The following is a 26067-nucleotide window of genomic DNA, read 5'->3' as shown; positions in this document are numbered from 1 at the left end:
CTTCGTTCAGTTCGTGCAACGGGCTGCGGGGCGGCCCCCGGACCGGCCTGCGGAGAACCCGCTGATCGACCCGCTGAGCCCGAATGATGTTGTCGGGTCTACCGTAGTGGAAGACGTGTACCTGCGCGAGGCGGAAACGTCGATGGTAATGCATTCGTTGCGCCATTCCAGCCCGATCCCGCCGCGTACTGGCCGGTCGGCAGCCACGTCATAGCGGGCGTCGAGGCTGAGAGACCACGCCTGACTGAGTTCGAAAGCTGCATCAAGCGTCCATTCCGATACGGTATCAGGTCGGTTTTCCGCGGCATCCTTGGCCTGCCAGATATAGGCGGCGGAGAGCGAAACCGTTTCGTTCTGCCAGCGGATCAGGCTGGCGGCCCGTGTGGGTTCCAGATTGTCGTCGAACAGCGTGCGGGCGTCGAACGCGAACCCGTCGGGGATCTGCAATTGCCCGACCACGACCCAATCGGATTGGTTGTTGGCCAGCCCTGATGACCGGGTGAAATCGGGGTTGTCTTCGGTGCGTGAGACTCGCCCGAATGTTAGAGTTGAGATTGTGCCCGCAGAACCGGTACGTGTCCATGTCACGCCCGCTGCGACCTGTCCGCCGGTCTCAACCGCGTCCTCACCAGCGAAGCGCGAGATCGAGAACAGGTTGGCCTGATCGAATTCGCTGCGCGTGCTGTCCTCATTCGGGGGGATGTCGCCGAACTGATCCGATCCGGCGATCAATACAGTTGGTTCGATCAGATGCGAAGTGCCGGTATCGGTGGTCATCGCCCAGGGCCAGCGCAAGGTCACGCCGACATGTGGCACGATCCGCAGGTTGGTGTCTTCGAATGCCGTGTCATCCTGCACGTCGTAGATATCGGCCCGGACGCCTGTTTGCCATTCGCCGACGATCCCGTAGCCCAGCAGTCGGCCCTGTTGCCACACCGCGCGCGCGCCAGCACGGGTGACATCCCGACCTGCATCCCCATTGGTGTCGCTATAGCGATATGCGGCGTCAAGGCTGGCCCCAAGCGTCAGCGTGCCGCCGAATGTGGGGCGGGTCCGCGTTTCATAGCTAAGGTCGGCCACGATGGGGGGCAGGGACGAATTGTCTTCGTCGTCGCGCAGCGTCTGGTAATAGGTCAGATTGACCTGGGTCAGCGTGCTGTCGCTGACCCGCAGCAGCCCGATGGCGCTGTCCAGCCGGTCCTTGCCCGAATAGCCGTAATCCAGCAGATAGGCCCGGTCGCTGACCGCTTCGATATCAAAACTCAGCTGGTAGTCGCCAGACAGCCTGAATGCCCCTTCGGCGAAGACATAGGACCGGTTTTCATCTTCCAACGTGTCATCGCTGACCGCCCCTTCCGCCCGGAAAGTCCCGTTCACAAAGGCCTGCCGATAGATCAGTTCCAGTGTCCGGGTTTCGGGTGAGAGATACGGTGTGACGGTGATATCCCGGTGATCCCCAAGCGTGATGAAATAGGGGACTTTGATCCCTGTTCCGAGTTGCGTCGTGTTGGCCTGTTCGGGGATCAGTAGACCCGTGGCCCGTTCCAGATTTGGGTCCGGCAGGCGCATGCGCGGGATCCATGCCACAGGCACGTCGCGGATCAGGAAGGTCGCGTTTTCGAAATAGAGCTGTTGCTCGGTTTGATCATGGATGACCCGTTCGGCGCGGATGCTCCAGATGGGCGGCCGGTTGCCGCAAACAGCGCAGGATGATGCGACTGTACGATAAAGCTGCGAGTATCGCCCATTGCGCCGGTCGAGTTGGTTGGCCGCGACCTGCAGTTGCTGATCCAGCACCAGTCGTGCCCCTTGCAGAACGCCGTTTTCAAGCTGGGGATCAAGGCTGGCCTGATCAGCCGTCAAAAGCGTGCCGTCAGCGGCCTGAAGAACAATCGGCCCTTCGATTGTGAGTTGGTCGGTGGTCTGGTCATAGATGATCCGGCTGGCGCTCAGCCGGTTGCCTTCGTACAGCACCTCGATATTGCCGCTGGCAATCAGCTGATCCTGACCGTTCAGGGTCACGTTGTCGGCCACCAAGGTCGCAGCCCCTTGTGACAGCGCCGCGGCGGGCAGCAGCATCAGCAGAAGAGCGATGATGCGCATTACCCGTCCTCGTTATGCAGAAGAAAGCCGAGTGACAGGGCGATGGCGGCAAGCGGCGGTGCCCAGGCGGCGAGCACGGCGGGCAGTTGGCCGTTTTCCCCTAAGATTTGCGCGAAGTTGCGGATAAAATAGATCACGAAGGCCAGAATGATCGCAAAAAGCACCATCAGCCCGGTGCGCCCGCCGCGCTGGTGGCGCAGGGTGAAGCTTGCCCCGATCATGACCATCGATACCAGAAAGGCGGGCAGTGCCAGTTCGGTGTGAAACCAGACCAGATGTCGCTGGGCCGAGAAGCCCGCCGTGCGCAGCCGGTCGATAAAGGCTGGCAGTTCCCAGATTGGAATGGATGCGGGTGTACCGAAACTGTCCCTGATCTGATCGGGGGTCAGGCTGGAGGGGATTGTGAGCGTGTCGTGCAACGTGGCGGAGGCTTCGGGTGTTTGTTCCCCATCCAGTTCCCAAAGTTTGGCGCTGGCCAATGTCCAAGCGCCGTCATTCAGGATGGCGCTGGTTGCGTCGACCCGCTGCACCAGCCCGCCCTCTGGCGTGAATTTGATGAAGGTGACTTCGTTCAGGACGGTGCCATCGAGATTTGCGCTTTGCGCCCGGATCACTGTCTGACCCTCCCGGTTGCCCTGCCGCAGCCAAAGGCCGGAGGAGCCGATTGACAGGACCGAGCTTTCGCCCTTCAGGGCACCGCTGCGCGCCTCAAACTGTTTGAGTGTACCAGCGACGATGGGGTTGAAGATGGCCACCGATACAAGCCCGATCATCAATGCCACCAGCAACGGCGCCCATAGGGCCCGCAGCGCCGAACGCCCCGCTGCCCGTGTCACAACCATTTCCGACGATCGGGCAAGGCTGAGAAAGAGCGCGATGGCTGTCAGAATCATGATCAGCGGCATGATCCGGTAGATCCCTTGCGGGACATTGAGCAGGGTCAGTGCAAAAACCTCGACGAAGCTGGCGTCATTTGCATAGCGTCGCAATTGTTCGACAAGGTCGATGAATACCAGCATCAGAAGAAATACAGCGAAGATACCCAGAAAGGTCATCAGGAAGCGTCGGGCAAAGTAACGGTGCAGGATCATGATGGTACGCTGTCCCTGATCCGGCGTTTGAACAAAGACGGCCTGCTGGCGGCAAAAAGCAGGCACCAGACGATAAAGAATCCCGCAATACTTGGCAGATAAGTTGCAAACCACAGGTTTTCATTGGCCCGCGCCGCGTTGAGGCCGGCGGTTTCGATGCCCTTGACCACGATGATCAGGAATATCGCCGCTACGATCTGCCGCCAGACGCCAAAGCGGCTGAAGCCCCCGATAAGCAGCGTGGCAAAGCCAAGCAGGGCTGCGACCGTGCCAAGGATCGACTGGCTGAACCGATCATGCCCGCGCGACAACAGTCGTGCAGCACTGTTCCCCGTCTCTTCCTCTAGCGCGGGCGTCGGGTTCAGCAACTCCCATGTGGGAACCTGCGAGGCCCGCCGCCCGCGGCTGGTGCCGGTAGTGATCAGGCTGCCGATATTGTAGGCGAAATCGTCGAATGAGGTTGTGAACAACCGCTGGTCGGCAGTCCGCAGCGTCTGTGCCATGCCGTCCACCATCACCAATTGGGTGTCGTCCCCGTCGCGGACCAGATAGGCCTGAGCCGCCGTATAGGTCACTTCCTCATCAGGGTTGCGCGTGTCGGACAGAAAGATGTTCAACAACTCACCCGCCGGTGTGATTTCACGGACATAGAAGGTCACATTCTGGATCGGTTCAATGAATTGACCCTCGGTCAGGAGTCGTGCTGTCGCGTTCTGGGCGATGTCGTTTTGCCGCTCTGCCAGCCGGGCGGTGCTGATAGGCACAAGGAAATGCATGAGAATGGACATCAGCAGCGCCACGATCAGTCCGAAGTAAAGGACCGGCCGTGCCAACCGGAAGGCGGAATAGCCGGTGGCCTGTACGACGACCAGTTCGGATTCGGTTGTCATCCGGTTGGTCACGTAAATTGCCGCTGCAAAGGCTGCCAGCGGCAGGGCCAGCCGGATCACGGCAGGTAGTGTCAGCGCGGTGAATTCCAGGAACACCCATGCGGATTGCCCGTCAGCGATCAGCTGGTCAAACAGGACGACGGCCCGATTGATCCAGTAGATCAGCACGAGGACAAGGCTGAAGAAGCCAAACAGCACCATCAGTTGCGACAGCATATACCTGTCAAATCGTCCCAATGCTGCATCCTTTGCCGATATGCCTGCCTGATTTGCGGCAAACTAGCCCATCCGCCAGATGGATTGAACAGCTATCTGGTCATTGCGCCGGGTGCGGGCTACCTATTGCGGCAACCACTCAGAAACAGGAGCTGCCATGACCACGCCCATCGAAATTCAGTTCAAAGATGTCGATCTTGATGCCGTGGCCACCGCCGATGGTCTGGTGGCGGTATTTGTGGATGGCGATGGCAAGCTGGATGCGGGCGCGCGGAAGGTGAACACGCTGACCCGCAAGTCGCTGGCCCGTTTTGTGGAAAGCGAAGCCTTTGAAAAGGCATCACCGGGTGATGTGTCGCTGCTGTCCTATCCGGTGGGCATGGCCGCGACCGGTGTGTTGGTGGTCAAGCTGGGGCGTCGCCCGTCATCGCAGGAGGCCCGCAAGGCCGGTGCGCAGATCGCCAAGCGGTTGGGCGACAAATCGCTGCTGGTTCTGGCCGGGTCGATTGGCCGGGCGGATGAAATTGCGCTGGGTCTGATGCTGCGCGCCTATGATTTCGATACGCACAAGACCGGTGACAAGCCCGGTCGCGGCGAGGTGACATGCATGGTTTCCAAGCCTGATGAACTGCGCAAGGCGCCGCTGAACGCCATTGCCGAAGGTGTGTTTTTTACCCGTGATCTGACCAATGAGCCTGCCAATATCCTGACCACCACGGATTTCGCCGACCGTCTGGCGGCCATGCGCGATCTGGGGCTTGAGGTCGAGGTGCTTGAAGAAAAGGACCTTGCCAAGCTGGGCATGCGCACCTTGCTGAGTGTCGGGCAGGGGTCGGTCAGCCCGTCTAAAGTTGTCGTCATGTCCTGGAATGGCGGCAAGAAGAAAGACGCGCCCTTTGCGCTGGTGGGCAAGGGCGTGGTGTTCGATACCGGGGGTATCAGCATCAAACCTGCCGCCGGCATGGAAGACATGACAATGGATATGGGTGGTGCCGGTGTTGTGGCTGGTGTGATGCGCACGCTCGCCTTGCGCAAGGCCAAGGCCAATGTGGTGGGCCTTGTGGGGATCGTGGAAAATATGCCCTCTGGTTCGGCCACCCGCCCGGGCGATGTCGTCACCTCGATGAAGGGCGATACGGTCGAGATCATCAATACCGATGCAGAGGGGCGTTTGGTACTGGCTGATGTGCTTTGGTACGCGCAGGACCGGTTCAAGCCTGCGGGGATGATCAATCTGGCGACGCTGACTGGCGCCATTCTGGTGGCTTTGGGCAATGAAAATGCCGGCGTGTTTTCCAACTCTGACGAATTGAGCGGTGATTTCATCAAGGCGGCGAAGGCCGAGGGCGAAGGCGCATGGCGTATGCCCATGGCCAAAGCTTATGACGCCCTGCTGAAATCGCGGATCGCGGATATGAAGAATGTGGGTGGCCGCAATGCGGGGTCGATCACAGCGGCCCAGTTCCTGCAGCGGTTCGTGAAAGATGACGTGCCTTGGTGCCATCTGGATATCGCAGGGGTGGCCAGTGTGAAATCCGAAACGGCGCTTGCCCCTGCGGGTGCGACAGGCTGGGGTGTGATGGCGCTGAACCGTCTGGTGGCAGATATGTACGAGGGCTAGATGGGCGCGGCCTATTTCTATCATCTGACCGATAGCCCGCTTGAGGCGACCCTGCCCATGCTGATCAGCAAGGCCCGTGGTGCGGGCTGGCGGGTGTTGGTGCGCGGGTCTGATCCCGCGTTGCTCAAACGCTTGGATGATGTGCTGTGGCAGGGGCCGGATGACGGGTTTCTGCCACATGGCATGGCTGGTGGTCCGCATGATGCTGACCAGCCTGTGCTGCTGGGCGATGTGCCGAGCGACGGTTTTGCATGTGTAATGAGCGTTGGTGGCGCGGATGTCAGCGCGGACGAAGTGACGGCAGTCGAACGTGTCTGCATCCTGTTCGACGGCCATGACGGGACGGCGCTGGAGCATGCGCGGGGGCAGTGGAAAGCCCTGACCGATGCCGGATGCGCGGCCCAGTATTGGGCGCAGGACGGCGGGCGCTGGATCAAAAAGGCCGAGAAGGCCAGCTAAGGCGCAAATCAATTTGTCCCTTGTTTGCAAGGCCGCTTGGCCGCGCCAACCCAATCAAAATACTTGATGTTTTCCGGTTCGGGTTTATCGTTCGACTGTTATCAGTTGACGTAGGGGAAATATGCGCCTCGGCCTTTTGGGCCGATTGAACATTCTTTTGGGGAGGAAGTTATGCACGACCGATCAATCCAAAGACCTGCCGTATGGCTTATGCCAATGGCCGCTGCCGCCGTCCTGACGGCTGCGCCCGTGCTTGTCGAAGCCGGGCCGAATACGACGAGTCTTCAGCATACTTATGTGCTGTCCGATCTCGAAAATCCGTGGGATATGGCGTTTCTTGACGATGGCACCATGTTCTTTACCGAAAAGTGCAAGGGGCTTTCCGTGCTGATGCCATCGGGTGAGGTCAATGCCCTGTTGGGCATGGATGGTAGCGAGGGTTACGGGACAACGGCAGATGATCTGTTCTGCGACGGGCAGGCCGGAATGAATGGTGTGGCCGTTGATCCGGATTTTGCCGACAATCGCCGGATCTACGTATATTCGACCTCCAACCTGTCTGATCCGCAGACCAACAGGCTGATGCGGCTGGTCGTGAACGAGGACTTCACCAATGTTTCGGATCGCACTGATATCGTCGATGATGTGCCTTACAAGACGGCGGCGACCGATCACCCGTTTGGTGACACCGGTGCCCATAATGGCGGTCGGGTGCGGTTCAATCCGGCGGATGGCTTCCTCTATCTGACCACGGGCGATACGCATAACGGCGAAGTGCCGCAAAGCCCGACGCTGATGGGCAGCAAGGTGCTGCGCATCGACACCGACGGCAATGCGGCCCCCGACAACGCGCCGCCCGACGGGTTTGATCCGCGCACCTACACCTATGGACACCGCAACATTCAGGGCATCGCGTTCCACCCGGAAACCGGCACCCCGATTGTGGCGGAGCACGGTCCTTGGCATTCGGATGAAATCACCGTGCTGCAAAATGGGGGCAATGCTGGATGGGACCCGCGCCCGAACATGGCCGGACGCGGTGACTGTCCGGACAATTACTGCGGCTACATGCCAAACCAAATGGACGGGATGAATCGCTACCAGCGCGCATCGTTCATGCCGATGACCGATCTGGCCACTTATCCCGATGCCATGCCGCCAATCTGGGACAATAATGGCTGGTCCCAAGGCACATCGTCGGCCGCGTTCCTGGTTGGTGACCAGTGGGGCGATTGGGATGGCAGTATGGTGGTTGGGATCATGGGGATCGGCTTTGGCGGTACCCCGATTGGTCAGCGGATTGATGTGATCGAACTGTCGGACGATGGACAGTCCGTCATCGACGTCACCGAGATGACCCTGCCGATGGAGGCCGGGCGGTTTCGGTCGGTCGTGCTGGGGCCGGATGGCAGTCTTTATGCCGCAGTGGATGAAGGTGAAATCCACAAGCTGACACCTGGCGGCTGATAACACGTGCCCACGCCGCGCTGCGCGGCGTGGGTGCTAGGCCGCTGAGAGGATCAGCGCAGGCAGACCGCGCAACACATCGGAATTGCGGGTCGCACGGGCGAGGGTCCAGCCGCCCTGAATAGCCAGAAAGAGCCGCTGCGCGTCGGCGTCCGCCTGCGCGGGCGTTTCGCCCAGCCGGATGGCGTGGTCGCGGATGCGGGCCATCCAGGCATTGAAAATCTCTTTCAATGCCAGTTGAAAGGTCGCGTTTTCCGGGCCTTCCAGCAAGGTGGCCGAGACCGGGCATCCGATCTTGCCCTCTTGAATGTCAAAGAATTTAGCCAGCTTGTAGCACAGCGTCGTGGCTCCGTTTGCGTAATCCGTTGCCGGGCTGAACGAGTCGTCAATGATCCGCAGCATCTCGGTCGAGGCGATGTCAGCGGCGGCCAGTGCCAGGTCAGCCTTGCCGTTTGGGAAGTGATGATAAAGCGATCCTTTCGGTACACCGGCCTCTTGCAGGATCTCGGCCACGCCGACACCGTGATATCCCTTTTGCTGGAACAGCAGCCCCGCCTTGAGGGCCAGTTTGGTACGCGTGTCTTTCATGAAGAAAGGGTATTGCACGATTAGACCGATCGGTCTACCGTCACAATTAGACCAAACGGTCTAGGAGTGATGACGATGAATATGCATGTCGATATCGGCCCGGAGCCACAGCGGTTCTATTCCGGCGGGCACAAACTGCAGGGTCAGCTTTTCCTGCCCCCGGCGCGCCCGCTGGCGGTGGCGGTTCTGAACCCGGCCACAGGTGTGCCGCAAAGCTATTACGCCGCATTTGCCCAATGGCTGGCTGCTGAAAAAGGGATTGCCTGTCTGACGTATGACTATCGCGACTTCGGGGCGTCGGCCCGCCGGGCGGCCCGCCAAAGCCGGGCCACGATGGTCGATTGGGGTGTGCATGATCAGCAGGCCGCCCGCGATCATCTGGCAGAGCTGTTTCCGGGCGCACCGCTTTGGGTGATTGGCCATTCGCTAGGCGGGTTGTTGTTATCATTTCAGCAGGGTCTGGACCGGATCGACCGGGTGATCACCGTGGCGAGCGGTCCTGTGCATTTCTCGGACCATCCGTTTCCGTATCGGGTTGAGGTGGGGGCCTTCTGGCACTTGATCGGCCCGCCGCTCACGAAACTTATGGGTTACGTGCCCGGGCGCCGATTGGGTTATGGGTTCGATCTGCCTGCGGGCGTATTCTGGCAATGGCGCCGGTGGTGCACATCGCGTGGGTTCTTTGCTGCCGATATTGGCCACCGGATGCCGATGCCGGACTGGAACGGGTTGAAGGCCGAGATGAAGGTGGTGGCGATCAAGGATGATGTCATGGTGCCGCCTGCAGCGGTGTGGCGGCTGATGCAGTTCTATCCGTGGGCCCGCAAGAAGCAGCTGGTTGTTGATCCGGCGGCGCATGGATTGCAGAAGATCGGCCATATCGGCCCGTTTGCCACCCGTAACAAGGTGATCTGGGACGCGCTGATTGCCTAGGCGGGCGCGATGAAGAAGGCGAAGGTGGGATCGAACCCCTCGGGCAATTCCGGCGGGGTGGGGGTACAAGCTGCCAGCAGGATCAAAGCGCAAAGGAGGCTGGCACGTCTCATCGTGTCAGCACCAGTCGGCCATTGGTGATTTCAATCCGGTCATAAAGCCCCAGATAGGTCATGCCCAAAAGCGAGCCTTCCATTTCGCCTTCATTGACAACGGCAGGCAGGTTGCGGTCGAGGATATCGCCCATCGCCACGGTTTCGAGCTGCACTGGGGCGGTGCGCACGACACCATTAGCGGTGCTGGCAGAGCCGAAATAGTTGAGCGTGTCGGGATCAAGCCCGATCCGCGCGGCATCTCGCCGGGTGAGCACCACCTGGCTCGCCCCCGTATCAACCACGAAATCGACGGGGACGTCGTTGATATCGAGGGTCAGGTAATAATGGCCATCACGGCTGCGTGGTACTTCGACCCGGGCATCGCCGATGAAGGTCTGGCGACCGGTCACGTCATTGCTGATCTCATCCCACAGCCCGTAGGCCCCCACGACACCGACAAAGATCAAAAGCCAGATCAGCGCCTGCTGGGCCATCTTGCCCAGATCATTGCGATTGGCGGCGATATAGGACCCGGCAATGGCCAGTCCCAAAAGGCCCAGATAGATGGCTTGCATGATCTGATCAGTGGTCATGAGAGTGATATAGGACCTATCCGCCGATCCCAAAACCCCGCAATCCGTCGAGAACGAATTGCACGGCCAAGGCGGCAAGCAACATGCCAAGCACGCGGGTGACAATGTTCAGCCCGGTCTTTCCCAAGGCACGCTCGATGGCGGGTGCGGCGAGAAAGGCCAGGAAAGTGATCAGCAAAACGGCCATCAGAACCCCGGCAATGGCCCCGAAATCAGCCGCGCCCTCGGCTTGACCCGCCAGCAGGATGATGGTCGTGATCGCCCCGGGCCCGACGATCAGCGGCAGGGCGAGGGGGAAGACGGACGGATCGTCATGATGTTCGGCCTGACCTTCGGCGGCGCTATCCTCGCGCCGGGCCTGCCGCCGCTGAAACAGCATGTCGAGGGCGGTGAGGAACAGCAGGATACCGCCCGCGATCCGGAACGCATCCATCGAGATGCCGATGAAGCCCAAAACTGTTTCGCCAAGGAACAGGAACAGAATCATCAACACCGCCGATACGAGGCAGGCGCGGACCGCGATGGCGCGCCGTTGGGCGGCGGTCATGCCTTGTGTCAGCGCGATGAAGACGGGGGCCAACCCAGGCGGGTCCAGGATGATGAACATCGTGGTAAAGGCGGCGATGAGGGCAGGGAGTTCGGTCATGCGGTTCTGTCTGACAGGGGGTGGATCAAAATTCTAGAATTTTGATGCCTCCGGCGGGAGTATTTTTGGAAGAAAGAAGAGTGTAGATCAGGCTTTTTCCGCCTTCTCCAGTTTTTCCAGCGCGGCCATCCACATGGCCTCGGCCCGTTCCAGACCGTCCATGATTTCGGCGTATTTCTTGTTCCACGTCGCCAGTTCACCTGCCTTGCCGTCCTCGTAAAGCGCAGGGTCGGCGAGTTTCTTGGCGAGTTTGTTGCGCATCTCGTTGATTTTGTTGACCCGTTCTTCGTTTTTGCGCACGTCTGCCCGCAGGCTGAGGATCTGGTCGCGGCCTGGTTTTGCCGCCTTGGTTGGTTGCGGCTTATCTTTTTCGGCGGGCTTGTCCGCGGTCAGCAGTAATTTGCGATAGGTTTGCAGGTCTTCAGCGTAAGGTTTCACATGCCCGTCTTTGACCAGCCAGAGCCGGTCGGCGACCATCGACAGCAGGTGCATGTCGTGGCTGACGAGGATGACGGCGCCGGAATAGGCGGTGAGTGCTTCGACCAGCGCTTCGCGGCTTTCGATGTCGAGGTGATTTGTAGGTTCGTCGAGGATCAAGAGATGCGGTGCGGGCAGGGTGGCCAGCAGCAGCGAGAGCCGCGCCTTTTGTCCGCCGGAGAGCCGCCCGACGGCGGTTTCTGCCTGATCTGCACCAAGCCCAAAGCCGGCCAGCCGCGCGCGAAGTTTGGCCTGCCCTTCGTTCGGTCGTTCGCGGAAGAGATGGTCGAGCGGGGTTTCTTCGACGCGCAATTCCTCGACCTGATGCTGGGCGAAGAAGCCGATGCGGAGCTTGTTGGAGCGAACCATTTTACCGCGTGCGACGGGCAGGCGGTCGGATAGCATTTTCGACAGTGTCGATTTGCCTTCGCCGTTGCGCCCAAGGAGCGCGATCCGGTCGTCCTGATCGATCCGCAGGTTCAGATCGTGCAGCACGATATGGTTGCCATAGCCGACAGCTGCGCCCTCTGTGGCGATGATCGGGGGTGAGAGTTCTTCGGGTTCGGGGAAGGTGAAGACCGTGCGCGCGGCGTCTTCTGGTGCACGGATCGTTTCCATCTTTTCCAGCATCTTGACGCGCGATTGGGCCTGTTTGGCCTTGGATGCCTTGGCTTTGAACCGGTCCACGAAGGATTGCAGGTGCGCGCGTTGGGCATCCTGTTTCTTGGCCGCGGCCGCCTGGACTGCGCGTTTCGCCGCCCGCTGTTTGGCGAAGCTGTCATAGGGGCCGGTGTAGTAGGTCAGACCCTTGTCTTCGAGATGCAGGATGCCGCCGACAGAGCGATTGAGCAGTTCCCGGTCGTGGCTGACGATCAGGACAGTGTGGGGGTATTTGACGAGGTAAGCCTCCAACCACAGCGCGCCTTCGAGGTCGAGATAGTTGGTGGGTTCGTCGAGCAGCAAGAGGTCGGGTTCGGAGAACAGGACGGCGGCAAGCGCCACGCGCATCCGCCAGCCGCCGGAAAAGGCCGAGCAGGGCATTTTCTGTTCGTCATTGGTAAAGCCCAGACCGCGCAGGATGGTGGCCGCCCGCGCCTCTGCCGACCAGGCGTCGATATCGGCGAGCCGGGTCTGGACCTCTGCGATGCGGGTGGGGTCGGTGGCGGTGTCCGCCTCGGCCAGCAGCGCCTCACGCTCTTTATCGGCGCGTAGGACGGTGTTGATCAGCGACACCTCGTTGCCCGGGACTTCCTGGCTGACGCCGCCGATTTTCCAGCCTTTGGGAATGCTGACCGAGCCGGTGTCGAGCACCATTTCCCCCCGGATCACCCGGAACAGCGTCGTCTTGCCGGACCCGTTGCGGCCCACAAGGCCGACCTTGTGGCCGGTGGGGATGGTGACGGTCGCGTGTTCGACCAGGGTGCGGCCTTCGACGGAGTAAGTGATGTCTGAAATCTTGAGCATGAGGAGCGCTATGCTTGAGGAATGCTGCGGGGTCAATCGCTGCACCTTGTGACGGTGCTAACCTTTTTGAAACTCTGATTTGCGACGGTGTTGCCAGCGGGCTTTTTGCAGGGTGCCATCATGAATCTTTATCACTGTTCGATCGATCTGGCTGACAATGCCAAGGCGGTTGCCTTTGCGGTCGCGGTTGCGGCGTGGATGGATCATCTGCAGCAAAACGGGGTGATACAATCATGGCGGCTGTGTCGGCGGAAACTTGGGTTTGGTGCGCCAAGGGCCAGGGATTTCCTTCTGGAGATCGAGCTGCGCGACATGACCCAGCTGGATCAGGCGTTTCGTTTCACCGGCACCGGAGATGAAACGGTGGAGCGTCTTTACACCACTGTCCATCAGATGGTGGGGGAGGTGGATACCGGGCTTTATCGGTCGTTTCCCGATCCGGAGCGGGCGGAGCGGATGGCGCTGATCTGACGTTGGAGGTTGTGACGCCGTGGGGCAAGAGCGATGGCCCAGCATCGGTCCGGGTGCGATTATGGTCAGGGCACGCCCGCTGGGGGATGCAGGTCTTGCTGCATTGAGGGTTGGCCTGTCAGCCGTTGGTTGGCCAGGCGTGGTGTTCATCGTCGATGATCAGCGCGTGCGCGTGCTGTTGCCCGCCGCCTTGCAGATGCGGGTGATCCGGTGGCAGGTCGGGATGGGTGTGGGGCACGATGATCGGGTCGCCTTCGGGCCAGAGGATGGATGCGGCCGCAACACCGATTGCACCAAGAATGGCGAGGATACCCAATGTGGGACCGGCGCCATAGGCGGTCATCGCGCTGCCTGCGAGCGGGTAGGTGACCAGCCAGCAGGCATGTGACAGGGCGAATTGCGCGGTAAAAACCGCGGGCCGGTCGTCGCTGTGGGCTGACCGCCGCAGAAGCCGCCCTTGCGGTGTCAGCGTGGTTGAATAGCCGATCCCGGTCAGGCACCAGAGGACCAGGAAGGTGGTCCAGTTGGGCGCGAGGAAGGCCTGCGCGCCCATCAGCGCGGTCAGCAGCAGAGCGCCGCTGATCATGACCGGCCGGTCGCTGAGCCGTTTCAGCAGGCCGGGCAGGGCGAGCGCGGCGAGCATGGAGCCGCCGCCGAACGCCGCAAGGGCAAGGGCGACATCGCCGTCCGTCCCGCCATAGCCATCGCGCACGACGACGACGGTGTTGACGATGACAAAGGCGCTGGCGGCTGCGGCGGTGAGGGTGAGCGCAAGCAGGCCCCGCAACCGAGGTGTTGCCAGATAGATGCGCATCCCGCGCGTCAGCCTTTCACGAAATGGGCGGTCCTTACCGGGTTTGCGCAAGGGCAGTGTTGTGACCCATACCAGCAAGGCGGACAAGGCAAAGCCGATGACGGTACCGCCGAAAAGCCAGTGATAGCTCATCATCAGCAGCAGAATGCCAGCGAGTGCCGGACTGATCAGGTTTTCAGTGTCATAGGCCAGACGTGAGAGCGAGAGGGCTTTGGAATAGTCGTCTTCATCCTCCAGCACATCAGGGATGGTCGCCTGAAAGGTGGGTGTGAATGTAGCCGAAGCGGTTTGCAGTAGGAATATCGCAACGTAGATCTGCCAGATTTCGGTGATGAATGGCAGGGCAAGTGCGACCCCGGCTCGGATCAGATCAGCACCGATCAGAACGGGCTTGCGCGGCAGGTTGGCTACCAGCGCGCCAGCGATCGGCGACAGGCCGACATAGGCCACCATCTTGATCGCGTAGGCAGTGCCGAGGACCGCCCCTGCCGCAGCCCCGGCCAGATCGTAGGCCAGAAGGCCCAACGCTACGGTCAAAAGCCCCGTGCCCAGAAGCGCGACGACCTGTGCTGCGAAAAGCCTGCCAAAGACCGGATGGACGATAAGCTGCCACATGCATCGACGCTAACGCGTGGGGCTGATGCACGCAAATAGTGGTGTTTGCCGCAGGCCCCTTTTCATGGGCATTGCTGCGTGTTAGGGGACCGCCAAAGCAAACCAATCTAGCAATGAAAGACAGTAAAACATGGCTATCCAGCGCACGTTTTCCATCATCAAACCTGACGCCACCAAGCGGAACCTGACCGGTCAGATCATCGCGAAATTCGAAGAGGCAGGCCTGCGGGTCATCGCGTCAAAGCGGATCCATCTTACACTGGCGCAAGCGCAGCAGTTTTATGGTGTTCACAAGGACCGTCCGTTCTTTGACGAATTGTGTGAGTTCATGATTTCGGAACCGATTGTCGTGCAGGTTCTGGAAGGCGAAGATGCCATTGCCAAGAACCGCGAAGTGATGGGGGCCACTAATCCCGAAGATGCCGCACCGGGCACAATCCGTAAGGAATTTGCGCTGTCGATTGGCGAAAACTCGGTCCATGGTTCTGATGCGCCGGAGACGGCTGCCGAAGAGATTGCGTTCTTCTTTTCCGGGCTAGAATTGGTGGGGTAAAACCGCACCCTACATCATGCTGCAACGGGGGCGTCCAATAGGACGCCCTTTTTCGTTTCCATGTGGCGGCGCAGCAAGGCGACGTTTTTCTTGTTGGCCTTGTTGCCGATGTCGAAAATATCACCGACGAGGGGTATTGATCCGATGATAGCGTCGATGGCGGTGTTGACGGCCATGCGGACTATTACAGGTTTCGGTGCGCCCATTTGGCGAGCGCGGTAGATGATGTATCCGGCGGGTCCGAGAGCGGCGATATCGCCGATGCCCGGTATCAGGCCGAGGATGGAATCGAGTCCCACCCGCACCCCGACAATAGGCAAGCGGACCAGATTATCCATCCGGTCCGCGATCCGGTCGAGCCGGTCTATTTCAGTTATCTCAAACACGCGCCGGTTCGTCGCGGGCGATGATGTAGACGGCGTGCACGATGCCCGGAATATAGCCCAGAATTGTCAGCAGGATGTTGAGCCAGAAATGCTTGCCCAAACCAACCTGCAGGAAGACCCCCAGGGGAGGCAAAAGAATGGCGAAGATGATGCGGATGAGGTCCATGACGTTTCCTTTCCTGTTACATTGATTGACAACATAATGCGCGGACCGTCATTTGGTTCCCCATCAGATCATGCTGACCATCAATGGCTCGCGTTCGCGGACAGGTTTGGCATTCTGCGCGCGTTTTTCAAGATTGCGCTCTAACGCTTTGTAATTGCAGATATTCGCGTTGTAGAGCGCGTCAAAAACATCGCCGACAAAGGGTATCGCGCCGATGGCGGTATCAAGCGTGACGTTCATGGCCATATAGGCAAGCGCACCGGGGGTTGCTCCCAGCTTATGCGCCCGGTGGATCATCCACAGACCCGGCAGCGCCGCCAGAAGGTCACCCACAACGGGGATCAGACCGACAATGTTGTCCAGACCGATCGAAATATTCGTACCGGGGATGAAGAAAATTGCGTCCATCCGGAAGGCCAGCTTGCGCAGGCGAGCGAGTTCGAAATCGATATCTTGTTCTATGTTCATACCATTAACATACCCGATTCTGAGGGTTATGTGAAGGGTATTTACTTTATGTCAGGTAGATCGGACCGTTTTTGCCAAGGAAGTGCGCTTTGTCGCCGTCATAGCTGATACAAATAGGGGATACTGACATGCACTTTGCTTTCGTTTTATGTATGTCTTTTGCGGTTTCGATCCCGCAGACGGCATTGGCCTTGCGCTGTCAGATGTCGTCTTTCGATGATTTCGCGGTTCTGCCAAACACTGATGATCGGATGATGGTTGTTGGAAAAGTGGACGCGGATTTCGTATTTGACGGGGTGATCATTGGCCCAGATTTGCCGGACAAGCCCCTTCGCGTGCGTATCGCGCCGCAGTTCCGGGAGCCGCCGCACCCGGTTTGGGGCGGTCCGATACTGTCGACGGATTTTCCTTTGTTGGCACCGCTGGTGCGTGGCGATGATGGCGTGCTCCACTTTGTCGGGAATATGTGCCAGTTATTGACAAGGTCCGCGAATGAAGAGGCAATTGCGCGGGTGAGGGCATGCCAGCGTACAGGTATTTGTTCGCCCTAGGGCCCTGACCCTAGCGTCGCTTGCCGACCCCGATACTGTCCAGAATGCGCTCCATCTCGGACAGATCCTGATCAAAGCTTTGTGCTTTGATTCTGTCGAATTGTTTGCGCAGGGCTTTTTTCTCTTCGCCTTTGCAATCGTTCCATGGGCGTCCCTGCAGCGCCATGTGCAGCACGTAATAACCGATAAAATGAGGTTTAGAGCCGTTTTCCAATAACTTGGTATAGGCAGCGTCCGCACCCAACTCGTGCAGTTGTTCTGCGGTGGTGATCCCAACCTCTTTCAATGCTTTTTCGAAGGCCGGGCCAATGTTGCGGATGGTGGTCAGGGCTGCCATGGCGGCAATCTAGCCAATGGTCAAAAAAAGGGCCAGAGGGGTGAGGCGAGATCGGGGAGGACGATCTGGCGGCAGCATACCCCGCTGGCCGAATACTTCGTTTTATCGGCGCAAGCCTAGATGCTTGCGTAATCGGTAAAGACTGGTGCCGACGGTTTGCCGTTTGACTGAAGTGCAGCTGCACTTGGCGTCTTGGGCTGTGGTGTCGGCGACTGCTTCTCGCCTTTTGGTTTTGAACTGGCCATGTCTCTGGTCCTTTTCTCAACTGAATAATAAGTCACTAACTATGTAGGTAGTGTAGTCAGCTTACCTCGGATCAGACTAGGACATTTGGCACATAGCGTGCTTGTGACGTGACAAAAATGTGACCAGTCCCCTTGTTTTTACGATTTTCCGCGTCTGGGTGCGGCAGCGCCACCCTTGCCTAACCCCTTGCGAGGCTTGGGTTTTCCGCCGGGCGGTGTGAACCGTTTTGAGGTGTCATTGGCGTTACCAGAAAATTTGCCGCCTGGTTTGCCTGCTCTCGCTTTTGGCGCTTTTGTTTCGGAATTGTAACCGGATTTCCCCTTTTGTGACGGCTTCTTGCCGACGGATTTGCCAGTGTTCGACGGTTTGGCGCGTTTTTCAACCAATGCATCACCGTGGTCGCGCCGGGCTGGTTTGGCGCGAGGTTTCCGTGCCGCCTTGTCATCTGCAGCACCGGGAACGGGTTTGACCGCAGGCAGGTCGTCCTGTTTCGAGGGTGGCGGTGCGGACCGGTCGCGTGGCCGCTTATCGTAATCCCGCTTGGTCTTGCGCGGTCCGCGTTCGCCCAGTTGCGGTGGCCCGTCAAGCGCGCGCAGCTTGGCCTGGTTTTCCAGTGACATGTCAGGGCCCACGGATTTGAGGAAACCCTGCACCGCTGGTTCTGAAATTTCGATGAATGTCTCGTTCGGCTGGATGCGGATCGCGCCGATTTCCTTCTTGGTGATCCCGCCTGCCTTGCAAAGCATCGGCATCAGCCAGCGCGCCTCTGCCTTGCCTTCGCGCCCGATGTCGATGGCAAACCATTTGGACGGGCCGAAGGATTTGTGTTCGCGCGGCGGGCGATCGTCGCGGGCGATGTCCTTGATCTCGCTGAGGTCTTCTGGGGCGGATTGCTTGCCCGCATAAAGCCGGAAATAGGCGGCGGCGATTTTTTCGGCTCCGTGCTGATCAAGCAGGCGGGCGGCGAAGGCCTGTTCGGCTTCGCTGAAATCATCAGACCAGATCGGATCGGTCAGTAGCCGTTCTTCGTCCTTCGCGGTGATTTCGTCCGCACTGGGTGGTTTGCCCCAACTGGCTGTCAATTTGCCCCATTTCAGCAGGTTTTGCGCACGTTTATACATCTTCGCGGGCACGATCATGGCCGAGATGCCCTTGCGCCCCGCGCGCCCGGTGCGCCCTGACCTGTGCAGTAGCGTTTCGGCATTTGTGGGCAGTTCGGCGTGGATCACGAGTTCCAGATTGGGCAGGTCGATGCCGCGTGCGGCCACATCGGTTGCCACGCAGACGCGCGCGCGCCCGTCGCGCATGGCTTGCAGAGCGTTGGAGCGTTCAGATTGCGTCAGTTCGCCGGAGAGGGCGACAACGGAGAAGCCCCGGTTTGACAGCCGCGTGGTGAGGCGCGTGACCATGGCGCGGGTGTTGCAGAACACGATGGCGTTGGGCGCGTCGTAATAGCGTAAGGTATTGATAATGGCTGCATCTGTGTCGTGATTGGCGACGCTGAGCGCGCGGTATTCGATATCGGCGTGCTGGGTTTCCTTGGTTGTCGTTGCGATCCGCACCGCGTTTTTCTGATAGGATTTTGCCAGTGTCGCGATCATTGGCGGGACTGTGGCGGAAAACAGGAGAGTGCGCCGCGTTTCGGGCGCCTGATCGAGGATAAATTCGAGGTCTTCGCGAAAGCCGAGGTCGAGCATTTCGTCGGCTTCGTCGAGCACCACGGCCTTGATATCGCTGAGGTTTATCGTGCTGCGCATGATGTGATCGCGCAGGCGGCCGGGCGTGGCCACGACGATATGGGCGCCGCGGTCGAGCGCCCGCCGTTCGTCGCGGAAATCCATGCCGCCGACGCAGGAGGCCAGCGTCGCACCGGCCCCGGCATAGAGCCATTGCAGCTCGCGTTTGACCTGAAGCGCCAGTTCACGGGTGGGGGCGATGATCAGGGCGAGCGGATGACTTGCGGGGTCTAACGCACCGTTTTCATTGAGAATTGTAGGACCGATTGCGAGGCCGAAGCCGACTGTTTTGCCAGAGCCTGTCTGGGCAGAGACAAGCAGATCTTGCCCCTCAAGTTCCGCGTCGGTGACGGCGGTCTGGACAGGGGTCAGATCGGTATAGCCCTGTTTGGCAAGGGCATCGGCGAGGGTCGGGATCATGGCTGCGGCTTTCTTCGGCGTAAGCCCCGCGCAGTACGCCTGTCGGCGACGTTTGTATAGGGGGCAGACGCAACGTTCGGTGGGGTGTGCTGTGTCGTGATGGTCGGGTGGTGAAAGAATCATCCGTTAACGCTGATCTATATGGGGTTTGGGGCGGTCGGCATCGCGTCGGCGATGCGTCGGCAAAACGTCGGACCCCACCGCGCGGTGGGGGTGGGTTAACGGGGCGGACGGTGGATGTGTGAATGGGGCGTTAAGGTTTTGGGTTGGTGGGGTGGAACCCCACCCTACGGGTTATCTGACCGCGTGTAGCGTCAGTTGATGGAACGGTTGATGAATTCGTCTTCTATTCCGTCACAGTCGGAAGCGGTAAAGGTTCCCATTTCCGTCACGATCGCGCCGTCTGCAAAGGCCCATTGCCGCAGTTCCTCGAACTGGTCGCCATCGACCGAAACGGTGCTGGTTCCTGTCAGGAACGCGCCATCAAGAACGCCCGTAAAGGTCACCAGGAATCCCCAGCTTTCGCCTTCAGCCGTCGTGACATTGCCATAGCTGCTGACGTCGATGGCCTCGCCTTCGATTTCTTCGAGAAGCACGGCGGCCGAGAGTGTATCAGTCTCGGTACGATAACATGTCGGCGGCAAGGGGCGGTCGGGTGCCGTGATGATCGGGTTGCCGAGGTGGCCGTCTGCCCAGGCTGGGCCAAGCCCGAGGAGCGTGGCAAGGAGGAGCGCCGCGGCTTTGGTCGACATGCTGACTATCCTTCGAGACGCGCTGGTGCGCATTGTTTTGCATCTGCGGAATTATGCGTGAGCCGGTCTTTTTCCACAAGACGTGCGGCAGACATAGGTGCTGATCCTTAGGCCTGACTGGAAAACCAGATGTCTATGCGCGTTCTCAGGGCACCCCAGATGGCGGAGGCGCCGCGTTGGACCTTGGCGCCGACGCGGGTTTCGACCTGTTCGCGGGTGACGTTGTAGTCGATCCAGCTTGTCCCGCCGCTTTCGAGGTTGGAGACCACGGGCTGCACCCTGTCGATGGATTTGGCGAAGATCGCGTCGTCGGTTTCTGCCGCTTCGAATTCGTCCCAGAGGGCGCGGAAGGCACTGGCCTGATCGGAGGGCAGCAGGCCGAAGATGCGGGTTGCGGCGGCCTGTTCGATGGCTTCGGTTTCCGCCGGGTCGTGGTTGCCGTGGATGGGATTGTCGCCTGCGTCGATTTCCACGATGTCGTGGATCAGAAGCATCCTGATGACGCGGTCGATATTGATGGGGCGATTGGCGTGTTCGGCCATGACCATGGCATAGAGCGCGATGTGCCAGCTATGTTCGCCGGAGTTTTCGCGCCGGGATCCGTCGCACAGGGTGGTGCCGCGCAGGACGGATTTGAGTTTGCAGGCTTCGGTCAGGAAGGTCAGTTGGGCGGTGATGCGGTCAGTCAAAGGCATGACATCCTTTTTCATGGGTTTGGGCGAAGGGTGCCGCTGTTAAGCCAAATGAAACGATGCGAGTCTATGGTGATCGAAGGTTATATGGACCGACTGCAATATGATGAATGTGTATGGCGGGATGGAGAGAGAGGACGAGACAGAGCATATATGGGGCGAAGCGACTGGCATCATCGTCTTCGTTTGTGATCGACGGGGTTTGGGCGCGAGGCCAGGCGCAGACAAGGATGTGGAGTGACCATGGTCTGTGCAGGGTGCGCCATAACCGGAATGTTTCTTCGCTTCCACTGCGATTGCGTGCATCGCTGATGCTTGCGACGTTCGATTGTGGGGCAACCAAAGGAAAGAAAGAACAGCATCACCAGAGGAAGGAGTAGGACGGCACGACCAAAGGACGGAATAGGGTGGCATGCCCGGAGGAAGGAATAGGATGGCACCACTAAAGGGCATCTCAGGACTGCAGCATTAGAGGGCGGAATAGGACTGCGCCATCAAGGTGCGGAACAGGATGGTACCGCAAAAGCAAGGAATAAAACGGGACAACCAGATGAATGCCGGCCCGTGAACTGGATCGTCGATTAGCGTGTTACACGCCTCGGCATGGCTGGGGATTTGTCGGCCTGCTCGCTTTTGGCAGGGGCAGGAGCTGGGGCTGAGGGCGCGGGTGCCGATGCGGCGTCGTCTTCCAGATCCCAGGGGCCGACAACGGGTTTTGCGGCTTCGGCTGCCTTCTTTTCCGCTTCGGCCTTGGCGGCTTTTTCAGCTTCTGCCTTGCGTGCGGCGGCGGCTTTGCGGGCTTCTTCCTCGGCGGCTTTTTTCGCTGCCTCTTCTTCGGCTTTGCGGGCCGCGACTGCTGCGATCTCGGCCTCGATTTCGGCGGCTTCGCGTGCGGCTTCTTCCGCGGCTGCCTTGGCGCTGTCGACCGGTGTTGTCTCTGTGGCTTTCCGTTCGATTTCGGCCTCTGCGGCTTTCTTGTCTTCTTCGGACAGGCCTTGCAGCGGTGCCGCCTTGGGCGGTGGCGCGTTTTTGAACCCGTTGGCCTGCCGCCGCTCCAGCAGTTCGCGCGCACGTGCCTCGGCCCGACGGACGCGCACGGCGGTCAGATAGGTCTCTTGTAGTGTTTGCGAGGATGCCCCAAGCAGTTTGCCGATTTCTTCCACGATCCCGACATCACCCGATGCTGCCTGATCCGCGAGGGCGAGATCGGCAAGTTCATTGGCAACTCTGTCGACATAGGATTCGGCCATGACTACCTCGTGTTTTCGGTCAATCGCCGCCGGACATAGGCCTTAACTGTGTCAATCATTGGGTCCATATAGGGATCTTCGAAGAAATGTCCGGCCCCTTCCATTTCATCATGGGTGATCGTGATCCCCTTTTGCTCGTGCAGTTTGTTGACAAGGCTGACTGTGTCGCGCGGCGGGGCGACCCGGTCGTTTGAGCCGTTGATGATCAGACCCGAGGACGGGCAGGGGGCCAAGAAGCTGAAATCATACATGTTGGCTGGTGGTGATACCGAGATGAACCCGGTGATTTCCGGCCGCCGCATCAAGAGCTGCATGCCGATCCATGCGCCAAATGAAAAGCCCGCCACCCAGCAATGTTTGGCGTTGTTATTCATCGACTGCAGATAGTCGAGCGCGCTGGCGGCATCGCTGAGCTCACCAACCCCCTGATCATATTCGCCTTGGCTGCGCCCCACACCGCGGAAGTTGAACCGCAGGACCGTAAAGCCCATGTTATAAAAGGCGTAGTGCAGGTTGTAGACGACCCGGTTGTTCATCGTCCCCCCAAACTGTGGATGCGGGTGCAGCACGATGGCAATCGGTGCATCGCGATCTTTTTGCGGGTGGTAGCGCCCTTCGAGGCGCCCTTCGGGTCCGGGGAAGATGACTTCGGGCATTCTTGATCCGTCACTGCTATGGCCCAAGTGCATTGTTGACGAAAATGCTCAGGCACTTTAGAAAGATTCTAAATTCGGGGATGACCCCAAATCTTGCGTTCACGGTGAAGTAATGACGCGAGGCTGCGGCGTCAATGAAATTGCGTGTCGCGCGCGAGGGGGCTGGCATGAAATTAAGTACAAAGGGCCGCTATGCGATGGTGGCGCTGGCTGATCTGGCCTTGCAGGAGGGCGACGGCCTGGTGAATCTGACGGAGATTTCCAAGCGGCAGGATATCTCACTTCCTTATCTCGAGCAGTTGTTTGTGAAGCTGCGCCGCGCCGGGCTGGTTGAATCCGTGCGCGGCCCCGGTGGCGGTTATCGTCTGGCCCGTTCGGCGGCAGATATTCGGGTGTCAGAGATCCTGGGTGCCGTGGATGAAACCGTATCCGCCATGCACAAGGGGGCAGGGGCGTCGGGAGCGACATCTGGCAGCCGCGCCCAATCCATGACCAACCGGTTGTGGGAGGGGTTAAGCGCCCATGTCTATGTGTTTTTGCATCAGGCCCGCCTGTCGGATGTGGTGGGCAATGAATTGGCCCCCTGTCCGGCCGTTCCTGCGCTGTTCGAGGTCGTTGATGAGGCGTGATCCAAAGGTGCGGCTGCGCCGCGAGACATGTTTGGCCGGGGCCAGCCCCGGACCCCGGGATATTTCTGCTCGGAAGAAGGGATGAGGGTGTATCTGGATCATAACGCCACGACGCCCTTGCGGGCAGAGGCGAGGGCGGTGATGCTGGCGGCGATGGATGTGGTTGGTAACCCGTCATCTGTGCATGCCGAAGGGCGCGCGGCGAAGGGGCTGGTTGAGAAGGCCCGCGCGCAGGTAGCGGAGGCTGTGGGTGCTTCGGGCGCGGATGTGGTGTTTACCTCTGGTGCGACCGAGGCCGCAGCGCTGGCGCTGGCGGGGCGTGGGCTGAAGGCTGCACCGATTGAACATGATGCCGTGCATGCCTGGGTTGATCCGGTTTTGCCGGTTGTGGACGGGGCCGTGCGGGTGGATGATCCGGGCGCGTCGGTGCTGCAACTGGCCAATTCGGAGACCGGGATCGTGCAGGACCTGCCGCAGGGATTGGCCGTGTCTGATATCACCCAGGGGTTTGGTCGCATTCCCTTTGCCTTTAATTGGTCTGGCGTGCGGATGGTGTTTTTGTCGGCCCATAAATTTGGTGGACCGAAAGGTGTGGGCGCGCTGATCTTTCCGCAAGGAACGGATCTGGCCGCGCAGATCAAGGGTGGCGGGCAGGAGATGGGGCGCCGGTCGGGCACCGAGAATGTGGTCGCCGTTTCCGGTATGGGCGCTGCTGCACAGGCCGCGCAGGCCGATCTGGCAGGTGGAAAATGGGACCGGATCGAGAAACTTAGAAATATTCTAGAAAGTGCTATTGAGGCTGCCGAAAACAGGACTATTTTTGTCGGGAAAGGGTGTCGCCGTCTTCCCAACACGAGTTGTTTTGCCACCCCTGGGTGGAAGGGTGAAACGCAAGTCATGGCGATGGATCTGGCGGGGTTTGCGGTTTCGGCAGGATCGGCCTGTTCATCAGGCAAGGTGAAGGTGAGCCGGGTTTTGAAGGCCATGGGATTGGATGATGAAGCTGCCGCGAGTGCGCTGCGCGTGTCGCTGGGGCTAGAGACAACAGAGGATGAGGTCATGCGCTTTGTGCAGGCCTGGACAGAGAAACGCGCCCGCAGGCGGGCAGCTTGAGAGAGGTCGAGATGAACGCGATGGATGCAGTTGAAGTCAAAGAGGGCGTTGATCAGGAGACGGTTGATGCGGTCAAGGAACTCTCGGGTGCGTATAAGCATGGCTGGGAAACCGAGATCGAGATGGAGTATGCGCCCAAGGGCGTGAACACCGATATCGTGCGTCTGATCTCAAACAAGAATAATGAGCCGGAATGGATGACCGATTGGCGTCTGTCGGCCTTTGCCCGCTGGGAGCAGATCGAGGAACCCACATGGGCCATGGTCAGCTATCCCGAGATCGATTTTCAGGACATTTACTACTATGCCCGCCCCAAGAGCATGGAAGTGAAGCCCAAGTCGCTGGATGACGTTGACCCCAAGCTGCTGGCGACCTATGCCAAGCTGGGTATCCCGTTGAAAGAACAGGCTATTCTGGCCGGTGTTGAAGGCGCTGAGGACATTCCTGCAGAAGGCCGCAAGGTGGCTGTGGATGCGGTGTTTGACTCTGTGTCCGTTGGCACGACTTTTCAGGCGGAGCTTGAGAAAGCGGGCGTCATCTTCTGTTCGATTTCCGAGGCGATTGAGAAGCATCCGGAATTGGTGAAGAAATATCTGGGGTCCGTTGTGCCGCCATCGGACAATTTCTATGCCACGCTGAACTCTGCCGTGTTTTCGGACGGGTCGTTTGTGTATGTGCCCCCCGGGGTCCGCTGCCCGATGGAATTGTCGACCTATTTCCGCATCAATGCCGAGAATACCGGCCAGTTTGAACGGACGCTGATTATCGCCGACAAAGGGTCTTATGTGTCCTATCTGGAAGGCTGTACTGCGCCCAAGCGTGATGTGGCCCAGCTGCATGCTGCGGTTGTCGAGATCATCGTCGAGGAAGATGCGGAGGTGAAATACTCCACTGTCCAGAACTGGTATCCGGGCGATGAGAACGGGGTTGGCGGGATCTATAATTTTGTGACGAAGCGCGCCGATTGTCGGGGTGCCCGTTCAAAGGTGATGTGGACGCAGGTGGAAACCGGATCGGCGATTACCTGGAAATATCCAAGCTGCATTCTGCGCGGCGATGACAGTCAGGGCGAGTTTTATTCCATCGCTATCGCCAACAACATGCAGCAGGCAGATACCGGCACGAAAATGGTGCATCTGGGCAAGAACACCAAGTCGCGGATCGTTTCGAAAGGGATCAGCGCGGGTAAGGCGCAGAATACGTATCGGGGGCTGGTGTCGATGCATCCGAAGGCGAAGGATTCGCGGAATTATACCCAGTGTGACTCACTGCTGATCGGCGACAAATGTGGTGCGCATACGGTGCCTTACATCGAGGTGAAGAATAACTCGTCTCGGGTGGAGCACGAGGCGACCACATCCAAGGTGGATGATGATCAGCTGTTCTATTGCCGTCAGCGCGGAATGGATGAAGAGGAAGCTGTCGCGCTGGTCGTGAACGGGTTCTGCAAGGAAGTGCTGCAGGCGCTGCCGATGGAGTTCGCCATGGAAGCGCAGGCCTTGGTGGCGATTTCGCTGGAAGGCTCTGTCGGCTAGGTCATGCGCACGATTTCGCACCGATATCGTCGCG

Annotated in this window: 28 protein-coding genes; 10 read left to right on the top strand and 18 right to left on the bottom strand. The window is 59.4% G+C overall.

What is annotated here, in order from left to right:
- Positions 1-6 precede the first annotated feature (6 nt).
- From ACFWW4_RS04410 to lptF, 3 genes are read right to left on the bottom strand one after another with little or no spacing between them, the layout of a single operon-like run.
- Complete coding sequence (locus tag ACFWW4_RS04410; protein WP_411889757.1) at positions 7-2103, bottom strand: LPS-assembly protein LptD; 2097 nt, start codon at positions 2101-2103, stop codon at positions 7-9.
- Positions 2103-3194 carry an LPS export ABC transporter permease LptG gene (gene lptG / locus ACFWW4_RS04405; protein ID WP_411889756.1) on the bottom strand — a complete coding sequence of 364 codons (1092 nt, stop codon included), beginning with the start codon at positions 3192-3194 and terminating at the stop codon, positions 2103-2105. Before lptG ends, ACFWW4_RS04410 begins: the two co-directional genes overlap by 1 nt.
- Positions 3191-4300 (bottom strand): LPS export ABC transporter permease LptF, encoded by a 1110-nt coding sequence (lptF, locus tag ACFWW4_RS04400; RefSeq protein ID WP_411890001.1) that lies wholly within the window; start codon positions 4298-4300, stop codon positions 3191-3193. Before lptF ends, lptG begins: the two co-directional genes overlap by 4 nt.
- Before the next feature lie 157 nt (positions 4301-4457).
- On the opposite strand from lptF, the gene ACFWW4_RS04395 reads away from it, so the two are divergent.
- The 3 genes from ACFWW4_RS04395 to ACFWW4_RS04385 all read left to right on the top strand — a co-directional run bounded on the left by ACFWW4_RS04395 (position 4458) and on the right by ACFWW4_RS04385 (position 7847).
- Positions 4458-5921 (top strand): leucyl aminopeptidase, encoded by a 1464-nt coding sequence (locus tag ACFWW4_RS04395; RefSeq protein ID WP_411889755.1) that lies wholly within the window; start codon positions 4458-4460, stop codon positions 5919-5921.
- A complete protein-coding gene (locus ACFWW4_RS04390; RefSeq protein WP_411889754.1) occupies positions 5922-6380 on the top strand; it encodes a DNA polymerase III subunit chi in 459 nt (152 codons plus the stop codon).
- A 216-nt stretch (positions 6381-6596) separates the two neighbouring features.
- A complete protein-coding gene (locus ACFWW4_RS04385; protein WP_411889753.1) occupies positions 6597-7847 on the top strand; it encodes a PQQ-dependent sugar dehydrogenase in 1251 nt (416 codons plus the stop codon).
- 36 nt (positions 7848-7883) lie between these two features.
- Here ACFWW4_RS04385 and ACFWW4_RS04380 read toward each other — a convergent pair whose 3' ends face one another.
- Positions 7884-8435 (bottom strand): TetR/AcrR family transcriptional regulator, encoded by a 552-nt coding sequence (locus ACFWW4_RS04380; RefSeq protein WP_411889752.1) that lies wholly within the window; start codon positions 8433-8435, stop codon positions 7884-7886.
- A gap of 75 nt (positions 8436-8510) precedes the next feature.
- Between ACFWW4_RS04380 and ACFWW4_RS04375 the strand changes: the two genes are divergently transcribed.
- Positions 8511-9368, top strand: a complete 858-nt coding sequence (locus ACFWW4_RS04375) for an alpha/beta fold hydrolase (RefSeq protein WP_411889751.1) — start codon at positions 8511-8513, stop codon at positions 9366-9368.
- On the opposite strand, the gene ACFWW4_RS04370 is transcribed toward ACFWW4_RS04375, so the two are convergent.
- From ACFWW4_RS04370 to ACFWW4_RS04355, 4 genes are all read right to left on the bottom strand, one after another.
- On the bottom strand, positions 9365-9481 hold the full coding sequence (locus ACFWW4_RS04370) for a DNA polymerase III subunit chi (protein ID WP_411889750.1): 117 nt from the start codon (positions 9479-9481) through the stop codon (positions 9365-9367). The genes ACFWW4_RS04375 and ACFWW4_RS04370 overlap by 4 nt on opposite strands.
- Complete coding sequence (locus tag ACFWW4_RS04365; RefSeq protein ID WP_411889749.1) at positions 9478-10056, bottom strand: TIGR02281 family clan AA aspartic protease; 579 nt, start codon at positions 10054-10056, stop codon at positions 9478-9480. Before ACFWW4_RS04365 ends, ACFWW4_RS04370 begins: the two co-directional genes overlap by 4 nt.
- A 16-nt stretch (positions 10057-10072) precedes the next feature.
- Positions 10073-10702: a MarC family protein gene (locus tag ACFWW4_RS04360; RefSeq protein WP_393929168.1), complete on the bottom strand. Its 630-nt coding sequence runs from the start codon at positions 10700-10702 to the stop codon at positions 10073-10075.
- A gap of 87 nt (positions 10703-10789) precedes the next feature.
- Positions 10790-12643 carry an ABC-F family ATP-binding cassette domain-containing protein gene (locus ACFWW4_RS04355; RefSeq protein ID WP_411889748.1) on the bottom strand — a complete coding sequence of 618 codons (1854 nt, stop codon included), beginning with the start codon at positions 12641-12643 and terminating at the stop codon, positions 10790-10792.
- A 120-nt stretch (positions 12644-12763) separates the two neighbouring features.
- On the opposite strand from ACFWW4_RS04355, the gene ACFWW4_RS04350 reads away from it, so the two are divergent.
- The gene (locus ACFWW4_RS04350; RefSeq protein WP_411889747.1) at positions 12764-13114 is read left to right on the top strand and encodes a DUF6614 family protein; all 351 of its coding nucleotides are present in this window, start codon (positions 12764-12766) and stop codon (positions 13112-13114) included.
- Between the two features lie 118 nt (positions 13115-13232).
- Here the strand turns inward: ACFWW4_RS04350 and ACFWW4_RS04345 are convergent, their stop codons facing one another.
- On the bottom strand, positions 13233-14543 hold the full coding sequence (locus ACFWW4_RS04345; RefSeq protein ID WP_411889746.1) for an MFS transporter: 1311 nt from the start codon (positions 14541-14543) through the stop codon (positions 13233-13235).
- Positions 14544-14673: 130 nt separating this feature from the next.
- Between ACFWW4_RS04345 and ndk the strand changes: the two genes are divergently transcribed.
- Positions 14674-15096, top strand: a complete 423-nt coding sequence (ndk, locus tag ACFWW4_RS04340; RefSeq protein WP_393929161.1) for a nucleoside-diphosphate kinase — start codon at positions 14674-14676, stop codon at positions 15094-15096.
- A 14-nt stretch (positions 15097-15110) separates the two neighbouring features.
- Here the strand turns inward: ndk and ACFWW4_RS04335 are convergent, their stop codons facing one another.
- The 3 genes from ACFWW4_RS04335 to ACFWW4_RS04325 form a co-directional block, all read right to left on the bottom strand.
- On the bottom strand, positions 15111-15482 hold the full coding sequence (locus tag ACFWW4_RS04335) for a DUF4112 domain-containing protein (protein WP_411889745.1): 372 nt from the start codon (positions 15480-15482) through the stop codon (positions 15111-15113).
- Complete coding sequence (locus ACFWW4_RS04330) at positions 15475-15648, bottom strand: YqaE/Pmp3 family membrane protein (protein WP_411889744.1); 174 nt, start codon at positions 15646-15648, stop codon at positions 15475-15477. Before ACFWW4_RS04330 ends, ACFWW4_RS04335 begins: the two co-directional genes overlap by 8 nt.
- Positions 15649-15711: 63 nt before the next feature.
- Entirely contained in the window at positions 15712-16116 is a 405-nt protein-coding gene (locus tag ACFWW4_RS04325) for a DUF4112 domain-containing protein (RefSeq protein WP_411889743.1), read from the bottom strand.
- A 128-nt stretch (positions 16117-16244) separates the two neighbouring features.
- On the opposite strand from ACFWW4_RS04325, the gene ACFWW4_RS04320 reads away from it, so the two are divergent.
- Complete coding sequence (locus ACFWW4_RS04320; RefSeq protein ID WP_411889742.1) at positions 16245-16667, top strand: hypothetical protein; 423 nt, start codon at positions 16245-16247, stop codon at positions 16665-16667.
- 10 nt (positions 16668-16677) lie between these two features.
- Here ACFWW4_RS04320 and ACFWW4_RS04315 read toward each other — a convergent pair whose 3' ends face one another.
- From ACFWW4_RS04315 to ACFWW4_RS04290, 6 genes are all read right to left on the bottom strand, one after another.
- Positions 16678-17004 (bottom strand): TfoX/Sxy family protein, encoded by a 327-nt coding sequence (locus ACFWW4_RS04315; protein ID WP_411889741.1) that lies wholly within the window; start codon positions 17002-17004, stop codon positions 16678-16680.
- 383 nt (positions 17005-17387) lie between these two features.
- Entirely contained in the window at positions 17388-19406 is a 2019-nt protein-coding gene (locus ACFWW4_RS04310) for a DEAD/DEAH box helicase (RefSeq protein ID WP_411889740.1), read from the bottom strand.
- Positions 19407-19720: 314 nt separating this feature from the next.
- Positions 19721-20158, bottom strand: a complete 438-nt coding sequence (locus ACFWW4_RS04305; protein ID WP_411889739.1) for a hypothetical protein — start codon at positions 20156-20158, stop codon at positions 19721-19723.
- A 107-nt stretch (positions 20159-20265) separates the two neighbouring features.
- Positions 20266-20847 carry an HD domain-containing protein gene (locus tag ACFWW4_RS04300; RefSeq protein WP_411890000.1) on the bottom strand — a complete coding sequence of 194 codons (582 nt, stop codon included), beginning with the start codon at positions 20845-20847 and terminating at the stop codon, positions 20266-20268.
- Between the two features lie 584 nt (positions 20848-21431).
- The gene (locus ACFWW4_RS04295) at positions 21432-22100 is read right to left on the bottom strand and encodes a hypothetical protein (RefSeq protein ID WP_411889738.1); all 669 of its coding nucleotides are present in this window, start codon (positions 22098-22100) and stop codon (positions 21432-21434) included.
- 2 nt (positions 22101-22102) lie between these two features.
- Positions 22103-22756 (bottom strand): alpha/beta hydrolase, encoded by a 654-nt coding sequence (locus ACFWW4_RS04290; RefSeq protein ID WP_393929141.1) that lies wholly within the window; start codon positions 22754-22756, stop codon positions 22103-22105.
- 167 nt (positions 22757-22923) lie between these two features.
- On the opposite strand from ACFWW4_RS04290, the gene ACFWW4_RS04285 reads away from it, so the two are divergent.
- The 3 genes from ACFWW4_RS04285 to sufB all read left to right on the top strand — a co-directional run bounded on the left by ACFWW4_RS04285 (position 22924) and on the right by sufB (position 26033).
- Positions 22924-23385: an Rrf2 family transcriptional regulator gene (locus tag ACFWW4_RS04285; protein ID WP_393929139.1), complete on the top strand. Its 462-nt coding sequence runs from the start codon at positions 22924-22926 to the stop codon at positions 23383-23385.
- 81 nt (positions 23386-23466) lie between these two features.
- On the top strand, positions 23467-24498 hold the full coding sequence (locus ACFWW4_RS04280; protein ID WP_411889737.1) for a cysteine desulfurase family protein: 1032 nt from the start codon (positions 23467-23469) through the stop codon (positions 24496-24498).
- 11 nt (positions 24499-24509) lie between these two features.
- On the top strand, positions 24510-26033 hold the full coding sequence (sufB, locus tag ACFWW4_RS04275) for a Fe-S cluster assembly protein SufB (protein ID WP_411889999.1): 1524 nt from the start codon (positions 24510-24512) through the stop codon (positions 26031-26033).
- Positions 26034-26067 lie beyond the last annotated feature (34 nt).

Source organism: Yoonia sp. SDW83-1, from assembly GCF_046762885.1.
Lineage (GTDB): Bacteria > Pseudomonadota > Alphaproteobacteria > Rhodobacterales > Rhodobacteraceae > Yoonia.
The sequence above is the reverse complement of the archived record's forward strand: the minus strand, read 5'-3'. Positions and strand labels throughout refer to the sequence as shown.